The 21,628-nt window shown below is 59.5% G+C and carries 16 protein-coding genes; 10 read left to right on the forward strand and 6 right to left on the reverse strand.

Translation table 11 applies throughout. The annotated features are described in order from the left end of the window. The first annotated feature begins 85 nt into the window (after positions 1 to 85). On the forward strand, positions 86 to 1,153 hold the full coding sequence (locus HDE72_RS17920) for an alginate lyase family protein (protein WP_183743384.1): 1,068 nt from the start codon (positions 86 to 88) through the stop codon (positions 1,151 to 1,153). A gap of 131 nt (positions 1,154 to 1,284) precedes the next feature. Beyond that, the gene (locus HDE72_RS17925) at positions 1,285 to 1,593 is read left to right on the forward strand and encodes a carboxypeptidase-like regulatory domain-containing protein (protein WP_183743386.1); all 309 of its coding nucleotides are present in this window, start codon (positions 1,285 to 1,287) and stop codon (positions 1,591 to 1,593) included. A 97-nt stretch (positions 1,594 to 1,690) separates the two neighbouring features. On the opposite strand, the gene HDE72_RS17930 is transcribed toward HDE72_RS17925, so the two are convergent. Then, the gene (locus tag HDE72_RS17930; protein ID WP_183743388.1) at positions 1,691 to 2,071 is read right to left on the reverse strand and encodes a BPSL0067 family protein; all 381 of its coding nucleotides are present in this window, start codon (positions 2,069 to 2,071) and stop codon (positions 1,691 to 1,693) included. Positions 2,072 to 2,652: 581 nt separating this feature from the next. On the opposite strand from HDE72_RS17930, the gene HDE72_RS17935 reads away from it, so the two are divergent. The 4 genes from HDE72_RS17935 (at position 2,653) to HDE72_RS17950 (ending at position 12,583) form a co-directional block, all read left to right on the forward strand. Beyond that, the gene (locus HDE72_RS17935) at positions 2,653 to 10,107 is read left to right on the forward strand and encodes a beta-1,3-glucanase family protein (protein ID WP_183743390.1); all 7,455 of its coding nucleotides are present in this window, start codon (positions 2,653 to 2,655) and stop codon (positions 10,105 to 10,107) included. Positions 10,108 to 10,430: 323 nt separating this feature from the next. Beyond that, a complete protein-coding gene (locus HDE72_RS17940) occupies positions 10,431 to 11,063 on the forward strand; it encodes a YbhB/YbcL family Raf kinase inhibitor-like protein (protein ID WP_183743392.1) in 633 nt (210 codons plus the stop codon). Between the two features lie 15 nt (positions 11,064 to 11,078). Beyond that, the gene (locus HDE72_RS17945; protein WP_183743394.1) at positions 11,079 to 11,930 is read left to right on the forward strand and encodes a helix-turn-helix transcriptional regulator; all 852 of its coding nucleotides are present in this window, start codon (positions 11,079 to 11,081) and stop codon (positions 11,928 to 11,930) included. A 32-nt stretch (positions 11,931 to 11,962) separates the two neighbouring features. Next, a complete protein-coding gene (locus HDE72_RS17950) occupies positions 11,963 to 12,583 on the forward strand; it encodes a flavin reductase family protein (protein ID WP_183743396.1) in 621 nt (206 codons plus the stop codon). Here the strand turns inward: HDE72_RS17950 and HDE72_RS17955 are convergent. Continuing rightward, a complete protein-coding gene (locus HDE72_RS17955) occupies positions 12,562 to 13,497 on the reverse strand; it encodes a LysR family transcriptional regulator (protein WP_183743398.1) in 936 nt (311 codons plus the stop codon). The genes HDE72_RS17950 and HDE72_RS17955 overlap by 22 nt on opposite strands. 88 nt (positions 13,498 to 13,585) lie before the next feature. Here HDE72_RS17955 and HDE72_RS17960 point away from each other — a divergent pair, with 88 nt between their 5' ends. Continuing rightward, positions 13,586 to 14,782: an MFS transporter gene (locus HDE72_RS17960; protein ID WP_183743400.1), complete on the forward strand. Its 1,197-nt coding sequence runs from the start codon at positions 13,586 to 13,588 to the stop codon at positions 14,780 to 14,782. Here the strand turns inward: HDE72_RS17960 and HDE72_RS17965 are convergent. Next, the gene (locus tag HDE72_RS17965; protein WP_183743401.1) at positions 14,759 to 15,658 is read right to left on the reverse strand and encodes an AraC family transcriptional regulator; all 900 of its coding nucleotides are present in this window, start codon (positions 15,656 to 15,658) and stop codon (positions 14,759 to 14,761) included. The genes HDE72_RS17960 and HDE72_RS17965 overlap by 24 nt on opposite strands. Before the next feature lie 161 nt (positions 15,659 to 15,819). Between HDE72_RS17965 and HDE72_RS17970 the strand changes: the two genes are divergently transcribed. Together HDE72_RS17970 and HDE72_RS17975 are read left to right on the forward strand one after the other, a co-directional pair. Next, a complete protein-coding gene (locus tag HDE72_RS17970; RefSeq protein ID WP_183743403.1) occupies positions 15,820 to 16,902 on the forward strand; it encodes an aldo/keto reductase in 1,083 nt (360 codons plus the stop codon). A gap of 126 nt (positions 16,903 to 17,028) precedes the next feature. Further along, complete coding sequence (locus HDE72_RS17975) at positions 17,029 to 17,814, forward strand: alpha/beta fold hydrolase (protein ID WP_183743405.1); 786 nt, start codon at positions 17,029 to 17,031, stop codon at positions 17,812 to 17,814. 164 nt (positions 17,815 to 17,978) lie between these two features. On the opposite strand, the gene HDE72_RS17980 is transcribed toward HDE72_RS17975, so the two are convergent. The 3 genes from HDE72_RS17980 to HDE72_RS17990 are packed head-to-tail and all read right to left on the reverse strand — an operon-like array spanning position 17,979 to position 20,981. Beyond that, a complete protein-coding gene (locus HDE72_RS17980; RefSeq protein WP_183743407.1) occupies positions 17,979 to 18,434 on the reverse strand; it encodes a GNAT family N-acetyltransferase in 456 nt (151 codons plus the stop codon). Between the two features lie 15 nt (positions 18,435 to 18,449). Then, entirely contained in the window at positions 18,450 to 19,433 is a 984-nt protein-coding gene (locus HDE72_RS17985; protein ID WP_183743409.1) for a ribonuclease Z, read from the reverse strand. 33 nt (positions 19,434 to 19,466) lie between these two features. Beyond that, positions 19,467 to 20,981 (reverse strand): metal-dependent hydrolase family protein, encoded by a 1,515-nt coding sequence (locus HDE72_RS17990; protein ID WP_221291309.1) that lies wholly within the window; start codon positions 20,979 to 20,981, stop codon positions 19,467 to 19,469. 176 nt (positions 20,982 to 21,157) lie between these two features. On the opposite strand from HDE72_RS17990, the gene HDE72_RS17995 reads away from it, so the two are divergent. Continuing rightward, entirely contained in the window at positions 21,158 to 21,538 is a 381-nt protein-coding gene (locus HDE72_RS17995; RefSeq protein WP_183759319.1) for a hypothetical protein, read from the forward strand. The last annotated feature ends 90 nt before the right edge of the window (positions 21,539 to 21,628 follow it).

Genomic DNA, 21,628 nt, shown 5'->3' on the forward strand with positions numbered 1-21,628 from the left:
GCCAGCGACATGGATGTCTTGTAATGCGTACGCAATCCGACATGTTGTTTAATATCGCGATCATGTCTGCATAAAGGAATGAGCAATGGCAACTATCCGATCTTTGAATCTGGCCGCAAGTAGGGTCGCCGTGTGGTCCCTGGCGCTAGCGGGGCTGATGTGCGCGCCTGCCGCCATTGCCGCCAGCAATATATGGCTGACCGACGCCGACATCGGCTTGTTGCGCAGCGAGCCCGCCAGGACGGCCGCGCTGATGCAGCGCTGTGACAAGGAAATCGATACGCAAGCGGCGCCGGTTGCCGTGTTTGCGCCGCCTGCGCATTACAGCAAGACGGGCGTGGTCGAAAACGCGATGGGCAAGCGCTTTGCCAGTGATGGCGAGCTCGCCTACCGTGCCGGGCTGTGCTATGTCGTGTCGCAAGACACACGCTACGCCCGGCATGCGCAAGCCATCATTTCCGCCTGGGCCGATACCTTGCAGTCCGTGCCTTCCGAGCAGGGCGCGTCGGACATCAATTTCGACTTGCCCTCGTATGTGATCGCCGCATCCATGGTGCGCAATGTGAATGGCTGGAATGACGCGTCGTTCCGGCGCCTGATCACGCGCATCGCCCTGCCGCTGTCGCATAGCGAGCGCAAGAACAACCACGCCAACTGGGGTGTCTTCCTCAATGCATCGATCGCCGCCTATACCGGCGATGCAGCATTGCTGGCCAGCAGCCGGACCCGCTGGCTGGAACTGATGGATAGCGAAGTGGCGCCCGATGGCTCGCTGCCACTGGAAATTTGCCGCAGCGACAGTACCGCCTATTGCAGCGGCGACCGTAAAGGCATCAATGGGCTCAGCTATACCCATTACACCTTGCTGCCAAGCACCGCCGCTGCGCACATTTTCTACCTTCAGGGGCAGGCGGTCTGGCATACGCCGCAGGGCAATAAACTGGCAGCCGCGTACCGGCAGGCGGCCGCCTGGACCTTGCGCCCCGAAACATTTCCCTACTTTGAGAGCAATAGCGGCCACCTGAATGGGGTGAACAACGCCGCCTACTTCACCTTGCTGCAACGTCAATTCCCGAATGCCGATGGCGGACAAGTGATTGCTAATGGCAAGTTGTGGATGAATGGACTGGAGTGGGTGGTCTTGTTTCAGTGAGCAATGCAGTGCATCCACTCATCGCATGCATGCACTGTTCCATCGGCGCATATGTCCGTCCATCGCATGGGTTTAGCCGCCGTTCAAGGCCGATGCTATGTTTTTGTTTTCTCACTCATTCCAGATTATTTATGACACTCCGTAAAATCATTGGCTTGCTGTGCTTTGCCCTGGCTGCCCAAACGGCGAGCGCCGCAGAGACTGGCCGTATCGAAGGCCAGGCCAAGCCCAGGGAACAAATTGTCATCATCAATGACAAAACCGGCGCCATCAGCGGCGTGGTGGCCGATGGCGAAGGTCATTTTGAGGCTGCCAAGCTGGCCCCTGGACCATACCAGGTGGTCTACCAGGGTCTGCCGCGCCGCAGCAGCGGCGCCCCGGTGATTGCCGGGCGCACCACGCTGGTCAAGCAACAGGCCGAGGCGCAGGCAAGCCACTGAAAACGCCAGACCGGGGTAGTCGTGCCGTGAATTGCCACCCCGGTCCACACCAGCGCTACCGTATCATGGATGCCCGCACCCTATCTTTCCTGCGATCTCACTCAATCACAAAAAAAGCGTCGGCATTATCCCTGGCTTGCAGGTAATTACCGCGCGGATCTTGGCCGTGCGACTGGATCAGGCGCAGGGAAATTTTGCTCTTGCTGGCCGCCTTCCACTGGTCTGCAATGATAATGCCGTTGATGCCTTGCCTGACATAAAAGGCGGCATGGCTGCCATGGCCGGGATGGCGCCCGCTGACAAAGGTGGCGATGGCCGTGCCGGGCTTGAGCGTGGTATTGCCAGCCACTGCTGCACCCTGGCGCCAGTGGGCGGTGGCGGGAGCGCCCGCATATGCTTGTACCAGCGCCACGCAATGGTGGTTGCCGACGACGGGCTGGTTTTTCAATCCTGCAGCTTTGGAATAAATGTAGGCCATGCCGGGTCTCCTCAGGTCAAGGGCAAGGCTCTCAAGGTAAGTCCGATTGGTGGTGAGCGTCTTAAACGAAGACAAACAAAACGCCTGGGCCGATAGCTTCCAGTCCGCACCTTGCGCTGCCGCAACACATCCCATCTGAGATATTATATAACGGTGTATTTTTAAATTAATGTCGATAATTTTGTCATTTGCATGATGCGCCTGCTTTTATATTAAAAATAATAAATTGAGTATTGTTTTTTACTATTGTATCTGGCATTCGTTTGTTGTCTTATGGAAATTTGTTGCACTAGGAAACTATTCAGATAATAATGCCCTGTGGAAACATTTAACGTGCCTTCAATGCGTTAAACATGCTTGACGGGGCGGCTTTGCACTGACGATGTTGGTGAGTGCAGATTCGCCATGTGCAAGTGCCTGGTGCCACGCCACGCGCTGCAACCCTGCACGCGGCGTGGTCATTTTCTCTATGGTGACTAATGAAAAATAGTAGACCTGCAATACGGCCAAGTTTTTGGCTGTTCCTTGTACTATGCCTGCTGGCCAGCTTGTACCGGCCACCTATTGCCGGGGCGGCAGACTTGTCCTCCCTGGCGCCGCCATCGGAGCGCCTGAAGATCAATCTTGGGGCGACTGCGTGGAAATATACCAACGATGATCGTTTTATAGGCGATCCGAAAGTAACCGATATCGCTTATGACGATAGCGGCTGGACTTCGGTTGGCGTACCGCACTCTGTCAACGAACAGGATATGTTCGTCAACAATACGTCGGGCCTGGCTAACATGCCTTACGGTACTGTCTGGTATCGCAAGCATCTGCCCTTGTCGAGCGCCTATGCGGGCCGCAAGATACTGATCGAATTCGAGGGTGCGCATACCGGCGCCCAGGTGTTCATCAATGGCGTGCAGGTGCAGGGCACCAGTGCCTTGAATCCGACCTATACCCATGTCATCGGCTTTGTGCCGTTTATTGTTGACGTGACCAATATGGTCAACCTCAACAGTGACAACGTGCTGGCGGTGAAAATCACCAAGAACGGTTTCGAAGATCCGCATTTCGCCGGTGACGCCCGTTTCGGCCAGGGCGATTCAGGCCTGTTCCGTCCGGTGTACATGCACATCAGCGACAAGGTGCATATTCCTGAAAACGTCTACGCCATCCTGAAGACCTGGGGCACGCATGTGTCCACCGCCAGCATTGCAGGCGACAACTCGTCGGCTTCGATCCAGGTCGAGACCAATGTGCTGAACGAAGACAGCGTACAGAAAAACGTCACGCTGACGACCCGCATATACGATGCCAGCGGCACCAAGGTAGCCGAGACGCAGGACGCGCGCGTCTTGCAGCCGAACGCAGGTCCGGGCTTGACGACCAACAAGTTTGTTCAAAACCTGACGGTCGACAAACCTATACTGTGGTTCCCGAACAATAGCAGCCACGGTACGCCTTATATGTACCGCGTGGTGCATATCGTCAGCGTCGATGGCGCCGTGGTCGATACGGTCGAAAGCCCGCTCGGCATCCGTACCATTACCTGGAATAACGATTTCCCGGTCATTAACGGTTTCCCTCACCATCTGTGGGGCGCTTCCGGCCGCTACGACTATCCGGCACTGGGCAGTGCCGTGCCGGAAGAGCAGCAATGGCGCGACCTGAAACTGCTGGCCGATGCCGGCGGCAGCTTGTACCGTCCGGGCCATTCCTCGTCGAGCAAGGAATTCGTCGAAGCCGCCGATGCGCTTGGTATCTTCATCGTCCAGCCTAGCGGCGAAGGCGAGGGCGCTTTCGACAAGTGCTACAACGCGGCCTTGAGCGATAGCTGTACCCAAAGCGAGCTCGACAAGTTTGCCTTGAAAACGGAAATCCATACCGAGATGATCGTGCGCGACCGTAATAATCCTTCGATCCTGTCGTGGGAGTCGAATAACGGTCCGATGGATACCAATTACGCGCAAGTGTTGAAAGCGGTCAACAACACCTGGGATCCGCTCAATACCCGCGTGGCTACCGACCGTACCCCGAACGACAAGAACGGTACCCTGCTTGGATGTACCCTGAACGGCTGCGAACTGGGCGTGAAGGCACAGTTTCCAAATTCGCCTGCCTGGGGCGCCGAGTACTGGGGCAAGGGCGATTACCGCTACAAATACGATCACGAGATCGAGCTGACCGCCGAGTTCCTGAACAACTGGCGCCGTGGCGTGGCAGCGAAAACCATGGGCATGGTGCAATGGTATCTGGCTGAAACACCGGGTGAAAACAATGTGTTCCTGTCCTCCACCGGTCCGGCGCCTGTGCCGACCGCCGACAATCCCAATCCGCCTGATTTGCGCAAGCTGGAAGTGCGTTCGCTGGGCTCATCGATGATGGACGGCAGCCGCTTCCCGAAACTGATGTATTACGCCTATCAGGCCGCCTGGGTTGATTACAAGACCCGTCCGGTCGTCAACCTGGCGCATCACTGGAACCGTTCCGGCATTGTGCGCGTCAATACCTTCAGTAATTGCCCGGCAGTACGTTTGCTGGTCAATGGCGTGAAGCAGGGCGACGATCAGACGCCGAATGCGCTGGACTTTGAAAATTCCGACTTGAGCCAGGACACCACCGGTTTGCCGCATCAGGCGCACTGGGACAATGTTCAATGGCAAGCTGGTACTGTCACGGCCCAGTGTCTCGACGAAATCGGCAATCTGGTGCAATACGATGGCCAGGTAGTGCAAGACCAGCGTACCACCGCCGGCAAGGCCGACCACATCATCCTGAGTACCGAGCCTGGCTTGAAAAAGCCTGACGGCAGCACCTTCCAGATCACGGCCAACGGCAGCGATGCCGCGTTCATCACCGCCAAAGTGGTCGACGCGAACAATATCCTGTTGCCTGAGGACAGCACCAACATCACGTTTACGGTCAGCAGCAACGGCAATTATCGTGGTGGCTGGAATAATGCCGTGTCGCAAGACAAACCGCTCAGCTACCACTCGCCTGGCGACCATGAACTGGCAGCCGAAGGCGGCCTGGTGCGTATCGCGGTGCGCAGCAAGTTCGACCCGGGTACCGTGACGGTGACGGCGGCTTCTTCCGATGGCACGCTGCAAAGCAACGTTGCCAGCTTTGAAGTCGTGCCAGTACCGCAACCGACCGACGCCAGCCAGTTGCCGCCGGCCTTCGTGGCGCAACCGCAATCGCTGACCGTCAGCGTAGGCCAGGTGGCGCATTTCGAAGCTGTCGTGTCGGGCGCTGCACCGCTGGACTTCACCTGGTACCGTAATGGCGTTGAAATCGCTGGCGCCAAAGGCAGCAGCTATGACACTGCCCTGGCCGTCAATGGCGACAATAACGCTGTCTACACTGTCAAGGTGAAAAACAGCTTTGGCGACCAGACCAGCAATGACGCCGTCGAGACGGTAGTCGCGCCGCAAGCGCCAGTCATCGTCAGTGCTCCTGTGGCGCTCAGCCTGGTAGAAGGCCAGACCGCTACCTTCCAGATCGCCGCAAATGGTGCGCCGCCACCGAGCTACCAGTGGTATCGCGACAATCAGAAGATCGATGGCGCCACCTCGAGCAGCTATACCATCCCTGCTGTCGTATTGGGTGATAACAATGCGTCGTTCTACGTAGTGGCAAGCAATCTGGTCAATAGCGTGCAATCGACACCGGTCACCCTGACCGTAGGCGCCGCGACCGGACCGCACTTCACGCAGCCAGCCAATCAGGTGGCCGCGCTGAACAGCCATGCCACCCTGGTGGTGCAAGCGACCGGTTCCCAACCGATGACTTACACCTGGTTCGACAAGAACCAGCGCATCGTCGGCACCAGCGCCACCCTGGACTTCCCTGCGGTGCAAGCGGGTGATTTCGGCAGCTACACGGTACTGGTGCACAATGCCGCCGGCGACCAGACCAGCGATCCTGTTTCGCTGTTGCAAGCCGCTCCTGGCGTTAATCTGGCGCGCGCGCGTACGGCGACGGCAGACAGCACCCAGGATGCGATCGGCCTGGCAGCAGGCAAGGCTGTCGATGGCGACATCAATTCACGCTGGGGTTCGGATTTCAAACCGACAGCCGAACTGACGGTCGACCTGGGTTCGTCCATGGACATGAACCGCATGATCCTGCGCTGGGATCCGGCGTATGCCAAGCAATACATCGTTGAAGTATCGAACGATAATAAAACCTGGACCAAGGCTTATTCGCAAGATAAAGGCAATGGCGGCGTGGAAGATACGTCTTTCCCACTCGTCAACGGCCAATATGTGCGCATAACCGGCACCTTGCGCGGCAGCCCTGACTACGGTTATTCGATCGATGAGCTCGAAGTGTATAACGTTGCCCATCTGTCCAGGGACGGCAGCGCTCCCGAGCGTTATACCTTGGTGCCAGGCAACAACAACGTCGTGACCGACAACAGCACCAGTTTGCTGTGGAGCCGGGTACCGACCAAAAATGGCATCGCCCAGTTCACGCAAGTGCTGGCGGGCCAGTATTGCTCCACCATCGGCAGCCGTTTGCCGACCAAAGAAGAAGCATTGTCTATCGCTGGCGACAGCTTTAACGTCGATGCCTTCCCGGGCGGCTGGAGCACCTGGACCTCGAACATCGCGGAAACCGATGCGACCCGTGCCTACGTGGTGTCGTCCAACGGCGATGTCACGACCCAGTTGTTCAACAACTTCCCGAACGACGTGCTGTGCGTCAGTGGTACGCTGCAGTTTGCGGTGCCAAGCATCGTTGCCCAGCCTTTGACCCAGTCGGTCAAATTGTCGGCCAGCGGTGACAAGCAAGCGTATTTTGCCACCGTCGCCAAAGGTACCGGTCCGCTGACCTACACCTGGTTCCGTAACGATGTGCAAGTAGCTTCTTCGCTCAACCCGGTCTATAGCCCGGTCGTGACGAAAAGCGACGATGGCGCCAAGTACAAGGTGATCATCAGCAATAGCCGCGGCAACAGCATCAGCAGCGATGCGGCTGTGCTGACCATCGTCGCTGCAAACGACAATGGCACCGGTGGCGGCAATCAGCCACCGCAGCAGCAAGCGCCCGCCATCGTGTCGCAGCCGTTTAACCAGTCATTGGTGCCAGGCCAGACGGCCAAGTTCAGCGTTGTCGCCAGCGGCGCCGACAGCTTTACTTACCAATGGTTCCGCAACGATCAGCTGATCGTTGGCGCCACCGGCAGCAGCTTTGCCACGTCGCCAGTGACACTGGCCGACAACGGTGAACGGTTCCGGGTCGATGTCACCAATCCGGCCAACGGTGCAGTGACCAGCAGCAACGATGCCAACTTGCTGGTGATCGACGGCGTGCCGTCCGATGCCGCCAACCTGGCGTTGAAAGGCACACCAAGTTCGAGCTCCACCGAGAGTGCCGACTACTTTGGCCCGCAATATGTCAATGATGGTTTTGGCAGGGTTCGCGCCGACAATGGCCTGGAAGGTACCCGTTGGGCATCGTTTGTATTCCAGGGTGATGACGCCCAGTCGGACAACCAATGGGTCAGCATCGATCTCGGCTCCGTGCAAGAGATCAACCAGGTGGTACTCGATTGGCAAACTGCGTTTGGCTCGAAATACATCATCGAGACCTCGCTGGACAATCAAACCTGGACGCCAGTCTATACCCAGAACAGCGGGCAAGGCCGGGTGGAAAATCTCTTGTTTGCCATCACCAAGGCACAGTATGTGCGCATGCACGGTGTGAAACGCGGCACGCAATATGGTTATTCCCTGTATGAAATGCAAGTGTACGCACCGGCACTGACCATCCGTACCCAGCCTGCGGCGCAAACCGTGGCGGTCGGCCAGTCGGTCCACTTCACGGTGGACGCAGTGGGTCCGGGCACGCTGACTTACCAATGGCTCAGGCAGGGCGTGCTGGTGGCAAGCACCGACGTACCGTCCTACGATACGCCGGCAGTGAGCAGCGATGACAACGGCGCGATTTACAGTGTCGTGGTGGAAAGCTCGAACGGTAGCAAACTGCCTAGCGATGGCGCAGTGTTGACCGTGGGCGTACCGCAAACCATCAGCGCCGGTAGCGGCAACGATACCAATACCACCAATGGCGCAAACAACGGCACGGGCGCCGCTAATGGCGTTGGCGGCGGTAGCGATGTGGTACTGGGCAGCAATCTGGCACTCGGCAAGACCGCGTTTTCCAGCCCTGTCGAAAATCCACAAGGCACCACTGCCAACCTGGCGATAGACGGTATCGTCAGCGGCAACAGCCGCTGGTCGTCGGCGTTCGACGACAAGGCATGGATGGCGATTGATCTGTACGCGCCGACCCTGATCTCGCAAGTGACTTTGCAATGGGAAAATGCCTATGGCAGCGAGTATGAAATCCAGGTATCGAACGATAAAAATACCTGGCTGCCAGTCAAGCACATCACCGGCGGCAAGGGCGGCGTGGAACAGATTACGTTCCCGACGGTCTCTGCCCGTTATGTGCGTCTGCAAGGCTTTGTCCGCGCCACGCAATACGGCTATTCGCTGTACGAGTTCGAAGTGTACGGTCCGGCTAATCCCGGCCCCGCACCGCAGTTCTCGGCTCAGCCAGCCGCTGTTGCCGTGACCGCAGGCCAGAGCGCCCACTTCGAGGCCAGCGTTGCCGGCAACGGTGCATTGACGTATCAATGGAACCGCAATACCGACCTGATCCCAGGCGCGACCTCGGCCAGCTACGATATCGCAGCGGTGCAGAGCAGCGACGACGGTGCCGTATTTAGCGTCAGCGTCACCAATGCCAGCGGTATCGGTGCAGTATCGACCGGCGCCAAGCTGACCGTGACTCCGGTCGACAACGGCAATGGTGGCACTGGTAATAATGGCGGTAACGGTGGCAACAACGGTGGCGCCAATCCCGACTATCCGGTGATTCCGGGTTTCGTCACGGTCGATCTGAAAAACAATACCAATGGTAAATGGACTGATGATCAGATCTACGTGGCCGTGATTGGCCGCGATCCTGGCAACAAGGACAACTTCGCTTACCTGCAGGCCGATGGTACGATCTTGCCAATGTTGTTGGCCGACAATGATGCACCTGGTCATTTGACGAAAAACGGCGAGAACTTCAGCAATTACTTCTTCACCCTGGCGCAAGCCAAGAACTTGAAGTTGCCGAAGATGGATTCGGGCCGTATCTTTGTTTCGATGGGGTCGCCGCTGTTCATCAAGATTAATGAGGATATTAATCATCAAACTGGTTTCGCCGGTCCGGATCTGAATAACCATAATGATCCGAACATCGATATCTATTTTGACTGGTACGAGTTCACGCTCAACGACAACTTGTACATGAACCCGACCCAGGTGGACCAATTCGGTTTCCCGCTGTTGATGGACGTGTATGGCGATAGCCATAATTTCCACCAGCAAGTCGGTATTGCCGAAACGCGCGACAGCATCCTTGCGGCTTACCAGAAAGAAATGCCGAAAGAGTTTCTGGTAGATGCAGTGCAGCCTCGCCGTATCCTGGCGCCAGGCAAGAGCAGCTTCGATTCCGGCCGTGTCAACGCCGCTTATTTCGATACATATATTAACGACATGTGGAATCTGTACCGCACCAAGCCACTGGTCGTAGATATGTACGACAATTCGCGTCGTTTTGTCGGCCAGGTCGCGGCCGATGATACCGTCGTGTTCCATGAAATCGACAAGGGTAATGGCGTACTTGGCAGCGTCGTGTACACGGTGCCAGGCAAGCCTAGCACCCAGGACATGCTCGAAGCCAAAGGCGTGCTGGCCAGTCCGCTGGCTGGCGAAACCGACGGTACGGTGATTTCCATTGAATTGGCACTGGAAGCACAAATCGCCGCCGCCCTGAACCGCCATATCATGGAAGACACCTCCGTGTGGGGCGCTCCGACTGCTACATGGTATGCAGCGTCGCCAGCGAACTACTATGCGAAGTTCTGGCATGACCATAGTGTCGGCGGCAAGGCTTACGGTTTTGCCTATGACGACGTATCGGGCCAAAGCTCGAGTGTCATCGGCCCTAAACCGGAACACCTGGTGCTGGGCATAGGCTGGTAAGTCACCAGCTGAGTTGTAGACAAGCAAAACAACGCTAGTCAACAATGAGAAGGCCGCGACGTGGTTGACGTCGCGGCCTTTTTTTTTGCGATAGCGATATACTTTGCAAGGCTGTGGAATTGCTGCTGGAGCCGCGTGTGCTGGAGGTGCCGGCGCTGGCTTGATGCAGGGTTTGGCGCAGACTCCGATATTAGTAGAAGGCAGGCCGAATCCAGTCAAATTGATCGTCAATATCACTATTTTGATCGGAATGGCAGCTTCTGTCTGATCGACGTTGCTTATAATTTTACTTCCTCCTTTCACAATATAGCGAACCAGCATCCATGAAATTAACTAGCCAGAGCTTTTCCGATCATGCTGCAATTCCAGGCGAATTTGCCTTTGCGGTGATTGATCCAGCGACCCACGTAGCCTTATCGAACAACCGCAATCCACACCTGGCCTGGAGCGATGTGCCTGCCGGTACACAATCGTTCGCCTTGATTTGTCACGACCCTGACGTACCAAGCAGTGGCGAGGACGTCAATCAGGAAGGACGGGAAGTGCCAGCATCGCTGCCGCGCGTCGATTTCTTCCACTGGCTTTTGCTCGATATTCCTGCTGCTGCGCGCGAGATCGCTGCCGGCAGCCATAGTGATGGCGTGCTAGCGCGCGGCAAAGCCGGTCCTGCAGCACCCGATGGTCTGCGTCACGGCATCAATGACTATACGAGCTGGTTTGCGGGCGATGAACACATGGCCGGTGACTATCACGGCTACGATGGTCCATGTCCGCCGTGGAACGATACGCTGTTGCACCGTTATGTGTTCACGCTGTACGCGCTCGATCTGCCGCGCATCGCCGTCAATGCCCCGTTCAATGGTGTCAATCTGCGCGACGCGCTCGCCGGTCATGTGCTTGCGCAAGCCAGTCTCACTGGCACCTACACCCTGAATCCCCATTTGCAAAAGAACTGAGATACTTGCCGGTACATGAAAACAATGGCAGATAGCGGCAAGGGAGTAGCGATATTGTCTTTGCCATCTGGCAATCTCGTCGCTCGCCGGGGCTTGTGCACGCTGGTCCAGCCCTGCTTGCGCCGACCACAGCACGCCAGGGGTTACAGGTTTTTTGACGCCACCTTGCTGCTGGTGAAGTCAGGCCAGATGATTATCGACAATGGGGAAGAGTCCCTGGCCTTGAAGGACCCATTGACGCTGGTGGCAATGGCGCAAAACGCGTGTGCGGACATCCAGAAAATCCCCGGTGGCGAAGAGCAGACGTTTCAATCTTTGCTGCTGGCATTTGCACCGGAAGTGATGCTGGAATTTCACCGGCGCCATGCGGACGACCTGCCGACATCGCCAGCCATCGCACACGGCCGCCAGATGGTGCTCGATGTCGATTTGGCCGATACCTTGAATTATTGCGTGCGCGGCATCTGTTCAAGCAACATCAGCGAGCGCGAGCAAATGCACAGGCTGGTCGGTTTGCTGCTGGCGCTGGCAGAGCGCGGCTGCCATTTTTCGCGGCCATCGACGCAACATATTGCTGACCGCCTCAAGCGTATTCTTGCGGATGCACCCGCGCATCCCTGGACGACGGCCAAGGCTGGCTGGGAGCTTGCCATGAGCGAAGCGACCTTAAGGCGCCGGTTGGCGGCCGAAAATTTACGCTTTGAAACTTTGCTACTGGATATACGCATGCACCACGCGATGACCTTGCTGCAGACCACCGGCTGGAATCTTCAGCATATTTCTGAAGCGTGCGGATACCGCGCCAGTGCACGCTTCTCCGCGCGTTTCCGCGAGCGTTTCGGATGCTCGCCATCGCAGGTGCGCTGAGTTGATGATGTAATCGATAGGGTAGAAAAAACATGACAGAAAACAAGCATTTTTACGAGCCGTCCAAAGGACATGGATTGGCGCATGATCCTTTCAATGCCATCGTGGGGCCGCGCCCGATCGGCTGGATCGCATCGCATTCGGCCAGCGGCGTGCTCAATCTCGCGCCCTACAGTTTTTTTAACGCTTTTAATTACACCCCACCCATCATCGGCTTTGCCAGCGTCGGCCGTAAAGACAGCTTGAACAATATTGAGCAAACCGGTGAATTTGTCTGGAATCTGGCAACCCGCCCCCTGGCCGAGGCCATGAATCGTAGTTCGGTGGCGGCCCCGCCCGACATCAACGAGTTTGAACTGGCCTGCCTCACGCCTGTAGCCGGGCGTATGGTCAAGGTGCCGCGCGTGGCAGAAAGCCCGGTGGCATTCGAGTGCCGCTGTAGCCAGATACTGCAGCTCGCCAGCGCTGACGGCGATGAAATTGCCACCTGGCTGGTGCTGGGCGAAGTGATCGGCGTGCATATCGACCAGGCTTTGCTGAAAAACGGCAGCTACGATACGGCCGCCGCCCATCCTATCCTGCGTGGCGGGGGGCCTGCCGACTATTTCGAAGTGATGAGCGAGTCCCTGTTTCAGATGTACCGGCCGCGATAGGCGCTCTCTTGCTTTGCCTCATCCATCAATCGCTCCCGCAACCACCGGTGCCCCGCATCATTCTCGCTGCGCGGATGCCAGGCCATCGACAGGGTAAAGCCTAGCTTGGCCAGCGGCAGGGGAAAGATGTCGAGCGTGTCGGTGAAGCGGTTCAGCAGGCACAGGGGCAGGGCGCAGACATAGTCGGTGCTGGCCAGCATCAGCGGCACCAGATTGTAGGTGGGCACGGATAAAACCACCTGGCGCTGCATGCCCAGGGCGGCCAGATGCTCTTCGATGAAGCCATGGAAGCCGCCGCTGTTCGAGACGATCACATGCTGCAGGGCGCAATAGCTGGCCAGGTCGGGCGGGGTCGTGCCGCGCGGATGGCCCTTGCGCTGCGCCATCATGAAAACGTCGCTGATCAGTTCACGGCTTTTCAAGGCGGGCGGCAGGAAGCGCGAGCCGGCGATCAGCACGTCGATTTCCCCTCGCTCCATCTGGCCGACCACTTGCTCCGGGTCGGCATGGCGAAAAGCCAGGCGCAGGCCGGCGTTATGCTGTGTCTCGAACGTGCGCGCCAGGCCCAGGCCCAGTATCGCGGTGGCATTGTCGTTGGCCGCCACGGTGAACGTGCGCTGGGCGCTGGCCGGATCAAACACGGCTGGTTCGCGCACGGTTTTTTCCAAGGCCAGCAGCGCTTCGCGCAGTGGCGCGCGCAATTGCAGGGCGCGTTCGGTGGCCACCATGCCGCGCCCGGTCTCGGACGGCAGCAGCAGCGGGTCGCCCAGCAAGTCGCGCAGGCGGACCAGTTGCGCCGACAGGGCGGGCTGGCTGATGTTCAGGCGCACGGCCGCCCTGGTCACATTAGCTTCTTCCAGCAAGACGTCGAGCGACACCAGCAAGGCCAGGTCCGCGCCCCTCATATCGATCATGGTTATACCTCGAATATTAACAATCGATTTCAAATATACCAGTGATGGCCACATCATGCTGCTATCGCGTACTCCCTTCGAGACCATCATGACTGACCGTTCCACCAGCCTCATCCTCAGATTGCTGAGCTTTTCCTTTTTCGCTACCGGCACGGCCTCGCTGTCGGTAGTCGGCGCCTTGCAGGAAATCGCCAGCTCGCTGGCCATGCCGCGCAGCGCGGTGGCGATGCTGGTGGCCGTGTTCGCTGTCACCTTTGCCATCAGCGCGCCGCTGATCCAGGTGTTTGCCGGTCACTTGCCGCGCCGCAGCTTGCTGCTGGCCGGCCTGGCCACCGTGGCGCTGGGGGCGGCCGGTTGCGCGCTGGCGCCCAATTACACGGTGCTGGTGCTGGCGCGCATCGTGACGGGACTGGGCATGGCGGCCGTGACGCCGGTCGGCTCTTCGCTCGGTTCGACCATGGTGCCGCCCGAGCGCCAGGGCCAGGCGCTGGCCATCGTGTTTACGGGCATGACGGTGGCGTCGGTGGTCGGCGTGCCCTTGTCCGCCTGGGTCGCGCATGCGCTGGGCTGGCGGGCGATGTTTGGCTTGATATCGCTGCTGTCGGTGATCTCTGGCGTGCTGCTGGCGCTGCTGCTGCACGACCGTTCGGCAGGCCAGAAAGTGCAGCTGCGCGATTTGTTGACCGTGCTGCGCCGGCGCGACCTGGCCAGTGCGCTGGCGGTGATGGTGCTGGGCCTGGGCGGCCTGTTCAGCAGCTACACCATGATCACGCCCATCTTGCACGACAAATTCGGCGCCGGCCCGCAGATGGTGTCCATCGCCTTGCTGATTTATGGCCTGGCGGGCATCGCCGGCAACCAGGTGGCGCGCAAGCTGGCGATGCTGTGGTCGGCCGAACGCTCGCTGACGATGTCGCTGTTGATGATGGGCTTGGCTTTCGTGGTGCTGGCCCTCACGCCAGGCTGGCTGGTGGTGGCGCTGGCCACCCTGGTGCTGTGGGCGCTGGCGGTCGATATTTTCTTGCCGGCCCAGCAGCGGCGCATGGTGGAGCTGGCGCCGCAGTGGCGCGGCCTGGTGCTGGCACTCAATTCTTCTTGCCTGTTCATCGGCATGGCGCTGGGTTCTTCGACGGCCGGCAAGGTGGCGCCGCTGTGGGGCCTGGACGCCTTGCCGCTGGTGTCGATCGCCATGGTGGTGCTGGCGTTCGCGGCGCTGGGCTGGTCGCGCAGCGCACGTGCATCACATCTGGCTGCTTGTCCGCTACAAGGTGCTGCTGGTGCGTAGCTGGACGCTGTCGCGGCCCGGTGGCGCGCCAAATAAACGGCTGTATTCGCGGCTGAATTGCGAGGGGCTGTCGTAGCCGACGCTGTAGCCGATGGCGGCCACGTCGCCAGGCTCCTGCATCAGCCGCACGCGCGCCTGCTGCAAGCGTATCTGTTTCTGGTATTGCAAGGGGCTCATGGCGGTGATGGCGCGAAAGTGCCGGTGGAACGATGACACGCTCATTGCCGCCAGCTGCGCCAGATCTTCGCTGCGCAGCAATTCGGCATAGTGCTCGCGTATCCAGCGTATGGCCCGGCCGATATGCGACAGCCGGCTGTCAGCCATGCCGATTTGCCGTATTGCTACACCTTGTTCGCCGGACAAGAGACGCCAATGGATTTCACGTTCGATCATCGGCGCCAGCACGGCGATATCGCCAGGCTGATCGAGCAGGCGCAGCAAGCGCAGCACGGCGTCCAGCAGCTCAGGTCTGGCGTCGCTGACATGGATGCCGGACATGCTGGCCGTGGGCGCCGCCGCGCTGTGCGGCATGTCCAGCAGCAGCGAGGCGATGATGGCCGGTTTCAGGGTCAGGCCGACGGCAAGGAAGGGCGTGTCCGCGCTGGCTTCGGTAATGCAGCCGCAGATGGGCAAATCGACGGATACCACCAGGTATTGCCCGGCGCGATAATCGTAGCTGCGCTCGCCCAGGATGGTTTGCTTGGCGCCTTGCGCCACCAGCGCAAACACCGGCTCGCTGATATGCCGGGCTGGCGGCGTGGCGCCGTCCGAGGTATACACGGACACGCCGTCCATGGCCAGTTGCGCCGGCCAGTCCCGGGCCTGGCGCCGTATCAGGGCGCAGATTTCCATCAGTTTATCGATGCTTTTTTCCATGCTTTGATGGTAGCCCCAGGCCGGGACTGCTCGCAAGCGCAAACAGCTTGCTGGCGCACGATTGAGCGGATCGTGCAAGACTCTGCGCCTTATCGGCTAGTGTGTGCAGGCTGTGCGATGGTTAGATGGAGGCTTCCTCATCACCACCTCAGGAGTACACCATGTCGCTCGATTCCTACATCACCCTCGGCCATTCCGGCCTGCATGTCAGCCCGCTGTGCCTGGGCACCATGACCTTCGGCGAAGATTGGGGCTGGGGTTCCAGCCCGGCCGAGTCGGAAGCCATCCTCAGCGCCTATCTTGAGCAGGGCGGCAACTTTATCGATACGGCCAATCTGTACACGAATGGGCATTCGGAAAAAATCATCGGCGACTTCTTTGCTCGGCGGAAAGGCCGCGACCGCAGCGTGATCGCCACCAAGTTCTTTGGCAACCTGCATGCGGGCGACCCGAACGGCGGCGGCAATGGCCGCAAAGCCATCATCGAGCAGTGCGAAGCGTCGCTGCGCCGCCTGCAGACAGACTATATCGACCTGTACTGGATACATAACTGGGAACCGAGCACGCCGATCGAAGAAACCATGCGCACTCTGGACGATCTGGTGCGTGCCGGCAAGATCCGCTACATCGGCATTTCCGATGCGCCCGCCTGGAAAACGGCGCAGGCGCAAACCATCGCCCAATTTCGCGGCTGGGCGCCGCTGATCGCGCTGCAGCTGGAATATTCCTTGCTGCAGCGCACGGTGGAAGGCGAATTGATGCCGATGGCGCGCGAACTGCATCTGGGCGCCATGCCCTGGAGTCCGCTCAAGGGCGGCTGGCTGTCCGGCAAATATACGCGTGAGAATGCGGGTGTCAGCCAGTCCGAGCGTTCCAAGCTGGTCGGCGCTTCGCCGTCGGAACAGGAATATCAGGTAATCGATGTCGTCAAAGCCATCGCGGCCGAACGCCAGAGCACCCCGGCCGCCGTGGCGCTGGCCTGGGTGCAAGGCCGCGCCGGCGTGGCTTCCACCCTGATCGGCGCACGCCGGTTAGAGCAGTTGCAGGACAACCTGAGTTCATTGACGCTCAAGCTCACGGTCGAGGAGGTCGCCAGGCTGGACCAGGTCACCAAACCGGCGCTCAACTTCCCGGCCGATGTCAACGAACACCTGGCGCCCATGCTGGCGTTTGCGGGCGCCAAGGTTGATGGGCGACAAACCACGGTGCTGCCTTGGCTGACAGCGAGCAGCACGCGATACTAGGCACGGTTCATCCTGGTCTTTGAGTTCTTCTTGTCATTATTTCGTCATAAGCCTGTCATGCTGCTGTTGCCGGCGCGCTTGCATACTGTCCTTACCGTTTTCCCAATCCACTCCAAGGACCATATTATGCAAGCACGTTTTATTTCCGCTGCGGTTGCCAGCGCTGCCTTTCTCTTCGCTTCCACCAGCGCCATGGCGCAAGGTACTGCCGCCGCGCCGACCGCCAATCCGGTTGTCGCCAAGAATGTGGTGCTGGTGCACGGCCTGTATGCCGATGCGTCGAGCTGGTCGGAAGTAATTCCGCTGCTGCAAAAAGCCGGCCTGCATGTGACGGCCGTGCAAAACCCCTTGCGCTCGCTGGCTGACGATGCGGAAGCGACGCGCCGCGTGCTGGCGCTGCAGGATGGTGCTACCGTGCTGGTGGCGCACTCGTATGGCGGCATGGTGATTTCCGAAGCGGGCGTGGACCCGAAAGTGTCGGCGCTGGTGTATGTGGCGGCGCGCGGTCCGGATGCCGGCGAAGATTACGGCGCGCTGGCGGCCAAGTTCCCGGCCGCGCCTGCCAGCGCTGGCCTGATCAAGACGCCGGACGGTTATGCCCAGTTGAGCGAACAGGCTTTCCTGCACGACTTTGCTGGTGACCTCGATAGCGTCAAGGCGCGCACCCTGTATGCGGTGCAAGGCCAGGCCTCGCAAGCGATCTTTGCAGCCCGCACCACCCAGGCTGCCTGGAAAGTCAAACCCAGCTATTACGCCGTCTCGACGGAAGACCGCACCATCAACCCGGACTTCGAGCGCTTCATGGCCCAGCGCATGCATGCGCAAACCATCGAAGTCAAGGGCAGCCACCTGGCGCTGATTTCCCATCCACAGGAAATTGCCGCGCTGATTGAAAAAGCTGCCGGCCTGTAAGTAATGCTGTTCAGTTAACGTCATTTTTACCCCAAAAGCAAACCCTGGGGTCGGACCCTGCAGGGTCCGACCCCGGCATTTTCGACGTTGGAGTGAAAAAAATGGACAGGACTGCTTAACTGAGCAGTATTACTGGCTTGTAAGGTCTGTCCAGCCAAGGCGCATTATGTGAACAGGTATTCCAGTACTTCATCGCCGTACTGGTCTGTTTCGCCGGTAGGCTTCCAGCCCAGGTGGCGATAAAAGCCGTAGGAACGCGATTGTGGGACGCTGGAGCAGCCGAGGAACAGGCGCGTGTGGCCTGCTGCTTGCAATTCGGCCATCATCCGCTCCAGCAAAGCCTTGCCGATGCCGAGTCCCTCGGCTTGCGGCAGCAGTGCCAGCACGACGATCTCGCCGCTTTCCCGGTCGCCAAAGCAATAGCCGATCAGCTTGCCATCCTGATGGCAAACCTGCCCAGGCAGATTGCCCGATGCAATCATTTCTCCCCACGACGCTGCCGTGATGCCGAGCTCGGCCAGGCGCTGCTGGTCGATGGCGTTTTGCCGGGTCTTGCCGCGCAGGTCGATATATGCTGGCGTGTGCTCGGCGCGGCCGGGGCTGAAACTGAGCTTGGGCATGCCTTGGGCCTCCATTTAGTCTGCGGTTCTTTCTTGAGCGGGCGCCGGTAATTTGCTCAACACCCCATCGGCATCGAGTTCATAGCTATCAAAGTCGCGCGCCAGGAATAATTTTCCCGTGTAGTGTAGCCGGGCTTCCGCCTCCAGTTCCGCCATGCCGGCCGCGTGGTGGTAGCGCGCGCTGAAATGCGTGAGTATCAGATTTGGCAACTGGCTGGCGGCGGCAAATTGCGCCACCCGCTGCACCGAGCTGTGGGTGGGGCCGGGGCCGACTTTTTGCAGCATGGCTTCGGTGTAGGTGGCTTCATGCACCAGCAATTGCGCGCCCGCGCAGGCGTCTGCCAGCAGGGATGGTGTGTCGTTGTCGCCGCCGATGACGATGGTGGCCTGGTCGGTCTTGGTGATGCGGAAGTCGGCAGCCGCCAGCACGCTGCCGTCGTCCAGTTGCACATCACTGCCTGCGTGCAATTGACCCCAGGCCGGACCCGACGGCACACCGCGCGCCTGCAGGGCGGCCTTGTCCAGTTTCCATTTGCTGCTTTCCAGCGCAAAACGGAAAGCCACGCTGTCGGCGCGGTGCGACAGGGCGTGGCGGGTAATGGTCAAGCCTGTTTCCTGATGCACGATGTCGCTGCGGTTGACGTCGATATGGATCAGCGGATACGTCAAAAACAGTTCCGTGTGCAGCAAGGTGGCATCGATCCAGGCCTTGATGGCCGGCGGCGCGATCAGGATCAAGGGCCGCTTGCGGCCTGTCATGGAAGCGCTGGCGAGCAAGCCCGGCAAGCCGTAGCTATGGTCGCCATGCACGTGGGTGATGCAGATGCCGGCCAGGTCATGCACGGACAGCGGCATGCGCTGCAAGCGGTGCTGGGTCGCTTCGCCGCAATCGACCATCCACCAGTCGCGGCTGGTGGAGGGCTGGACGGCCAGCGAGGTGACGTTGCGGTAGCGGGTGGGCACGCCCGAGGATGTGCCAAAAAAAGTCAGTTTGAACATGCCGCATATTATGGAGCAGGCGGCGGTACTTGGCTATCCGCTAACTGGTTGCGCGGCCAGCCTGTTCTTGTAGATGCTGCCGTTTTTCATGATCAAGAGCAGGTTTTGTTCCGGTTGCGCCAGGAAATCGAGGTTTTTCGTCGGATCGCCATCGGCCACCAGCAAGTCGGCCAGCGCGCCCACGGCCAGTTTGCCCAAGGGGCCGGCATAGGGCGCGCGCAAGCCGGACAGGGCCAGCAGTTCGCCATTCTGGCCCGTCGCCTGGGCCAGCAAGGTCAGCGGGTCGTAAAAGCGCGTCAGCTTGGCCAGTTGCCGTCCTTGCGTGGACGTCATCTTGGCATTGAACAGGATATCGGTGCCCCAGCCCGTCTTGATGCCGTATTTTTGCGCCAGCGCGTAGGCGTGCACCGTGCCATCGGAAACGATGCGCTGGCTGGCCCTGCGCGCCGCGTCGGGATACACATTGCTGTCTTCGTCTTGCAGAAACGGCTGCAAGCTCCACCACACGCCGCCGTCGCGCATCCTGCGCGCGCTCTCCTCGTCGGCCAGCTGGCCATGCTCGATGCTGCGCACGCCCGCGCGGATGGCGCGCTGTATGCCTTTCGGCGTGTAGACGTGGGCCATCACATACGTGCCCCAGTCGGCGGCCGCCTCCACGCCGGCGCGCAGTTCGCGTTCCGAGTATTGCGTGCTGTCGAGCGGGTCGTATAGCGAGGCCACGCCGCCGCCGGCCAGCATCTTGACTTGCGTAGCGCCCAGCATCAATTGTTCGCGCACCCGGCGCAGCACTTCCGTTTCGCCATCGGCGATCATGGCCACGCCCACCGATTCCACCGCGCTCAACGGCGCATTGGCCGCGCGCGGCACTTCCGAGCGCAGGCGGAAGTCGCCATGGCCCGAGGTTTGCGAAATCATGGCGCCCGATGGAAAGATGCGCGGACCCATCACGATGCCTTCATCGATGGCGCGCTTGAGGGCAAACGCCGGGCCGCCCGCGTCGCGCACGGAAGTAAAACCGCGCAGCAGGGTGCGCTGCGCTTCCTGCGCCGCCACCAGGTATAAATAGCCGACATCGGACGTCATGGCCGTGGCCTGGTTGATGCCGGCCAGCATGGTATGCCAATGGGCGTCGATCAGGCCTGGCATCACCAGCTTGCCCTGGCAATCGATGATTTGTGCGCCTTCGACTTTCTCGCCGGCTGATGGCAGCGCGGTGATGGTGGTCCCCGTCACCAGCAGATTGACACCCGTGCGTGGCGGCTTGCCCGTGCCGTCGAACAGGCGCATATTGGTCAGCAGCAATGGCCGTACGGGCGCCTGCGGCTGCTGGGCGATGGCATTGCTAGCAGACAGTCCCAGGAAGGGCGCCAGCATGGCGGCCGTGCCGCCCAGAAACTGGCGCCGCCGCATGTCCGCCATGACCCGTTGGTACAGGATATTGAAGACGGTGCCGCCGCAATCGCAGGCGCGCGGTTTGAGTCCGCCCGTCTGCCAGGCGCTGGCCAGTGTCTGTTCCGCTGTCGTCAATGCAGTGCGAGCGAGTGCCATGGCGATCATCCCTTATGCCGAGGTGTTGGAGCGCTCATTGAAAGCCGCACGGTAAGCGGAGTCAAGCGTGCACTTGCTTTACGAAAACAAATATAGAATTGACAGGTGGTCCGCTACGCTGGGCCCGTGCCGTTTGCAGTTCAATGCCTGATGATGCTTAATCGAGGAGGTCACGCATGTCCATGAAAAATTTTCAAAAAATTACTGCTGCACTGGTGCTGGCTGTCAGCAGTGGCACGGCCGCCGCCGTGGGCCTGGGTTTTCTGGCAGAAACGCCCATGGCTTATCTGAATAAATACGATAGCCCGGCTTTGACCAAGGCGGCGACCCATGCGCTCAATGAACAGAAAGATGGCGAAACGGCGCAGTGGAGCAACGAAGGCTTGCGCAATTCCGTGCGCATCCACGCCGATATCACGGCCAGCGAGACGGTAAAGACCGAGGCCCAGGTCTGCCGTACCCTGCATGTGGCTTTGCAGGCCAAGGGGCAGGACCAGACGCTGAAATTGAAACTGTGCAAATCAGGTAGCGAAAACTGGAAAGTGGCGAAATCCTGATCTTTCCCGCAGGCATGGTGTTGTGAGGAAGGCGGATTCCCCCGGCTACGCTAGAGAGTTTATTCTAGGGAAACCCCGGCACGCGTTAAA

Source organism: Janthinobacterium saanense (genome assembly GCF_014200675.1).
Lineage (GTDB): Bacteria > Pseudomonadota > Gammaproteobacteria > Burkholderiales > Burkholderiaceae_D > Janthinobacterium.

What these genes read in the sequence shown, in the direction of transcription:
- HDE72_RS17950 (WP_183743396.1), top strand. Translation starts at nt 11,963, where the DNA reads ATGACAGAAAACAAGCATTTTTACGAGCCGTCCAAAGGACATGGATTG.
- HDE72_RS17940 (WP_183743392.1), top strand. Translation starts at nt 10,431, where the DNA reads ATGAAATTAACTAGCCAGAGCTTTTCCGATCATGCTGCAATTCCAGGC.
- HDE72_RS17955 (WP_183743398.1), bottom strand. Translation starts at nt 13,497, where the DNA reads ATGATCGATATGAGGGGCGCGGACCTGGCCTTGCTGGTGTCGCTCGAC.
- HDE72_RS17975 (WP_183743405.1), top strand. Translation starts at nt 17,029, where the DNA reads ATGCAAGCACGTTTTATTTCCGCTGCGGTTGCCAGCGCTGCCTTTCTC.
- HDE72_RS17945 (WP_183743394.1), top strand. Translation starts at nt 11,079, where the DNA reads ATGAAAACAATGGCAGATAGCGGCAAGGGAGTAGCGATATTGTCTTTG.
- HDE72_RS17970 (WP_183743403.1), top strand. Translation starts at nt 15,820, where the DNA reads ATGTCGCTCGATTCCTACATCACCCTCGGCCATTCCGGCCTGCATGTC.
- HDE72_RS17965 (WP_183743401.1), bottom strand. Translation starts at nt 15,658, where the DNA reads ATGGAAAAAAGCATCGATAAACTGATGGAAATCTGCGCCCTGATACGG.
- HDE72_RS17990 (WP_221291309.1), bottom strand. Translation starts at nt 20,981, where the DNA reads ATGGCACTCGCTCGCACTGCATTGACGACAGCGGAACAGACACTGGCC.
- HDE72_RS17920 (WP_183743384.1), top strand. Translation starts at nt 86, where the DNA reads ATGGCAACTATCCGATCTTTGAATCTGGCCGCAAGTAGGGTCGCCGTG.
- HDE72_RS17980 (WP_183743407.1), bottom strand. Translation starts at nt 18,434, where the DNA reads ATGCCCAAGCTCAGTTTCAGCCCCGGCCGCGCCGAGCACACGCCAGCA.
- HDE72_RS17995 (WP_183759319.1), top strand. Translation starts at nt 21,158, where the DNA reads ATGTCCATGAAAAATTTTCAAAAAATTACTGCTGCACTGGTGCTGGCT.
- HDE72_RS17960 (WP_183743400.1), top strand. Translation starts at nt 13,586, where the DNA reads ATGACTGACCGTTCCACCAGCCTCATCCTCAGATTGCTGAGCTTTTCC.
- HDE72_RS17930 (WP_183743388.1), bottom strand. Translation starts at nt 2,071, where the DNA reads ATGGCCTACATTTATTCCAAAGCTGCAGGATTGAAAAACCAGCCCGTC.
- HDE72_RS17925 (WP_183743386.1), top strand. Translation starts at nt 1,285, where the DNA reads ATGACACTCCGTAAAATCATTGGCTTGCTGTGCTTTGCCCTGGCTGCC.
- HDE72_RS17985 (WP_183743409.1), bottom strand. Translation starts at nt 19,433, where the DNA reads ATGTTCAAACTGACTTTTTTTGGCACATCCTCGGGCGTGCCCACCCGC.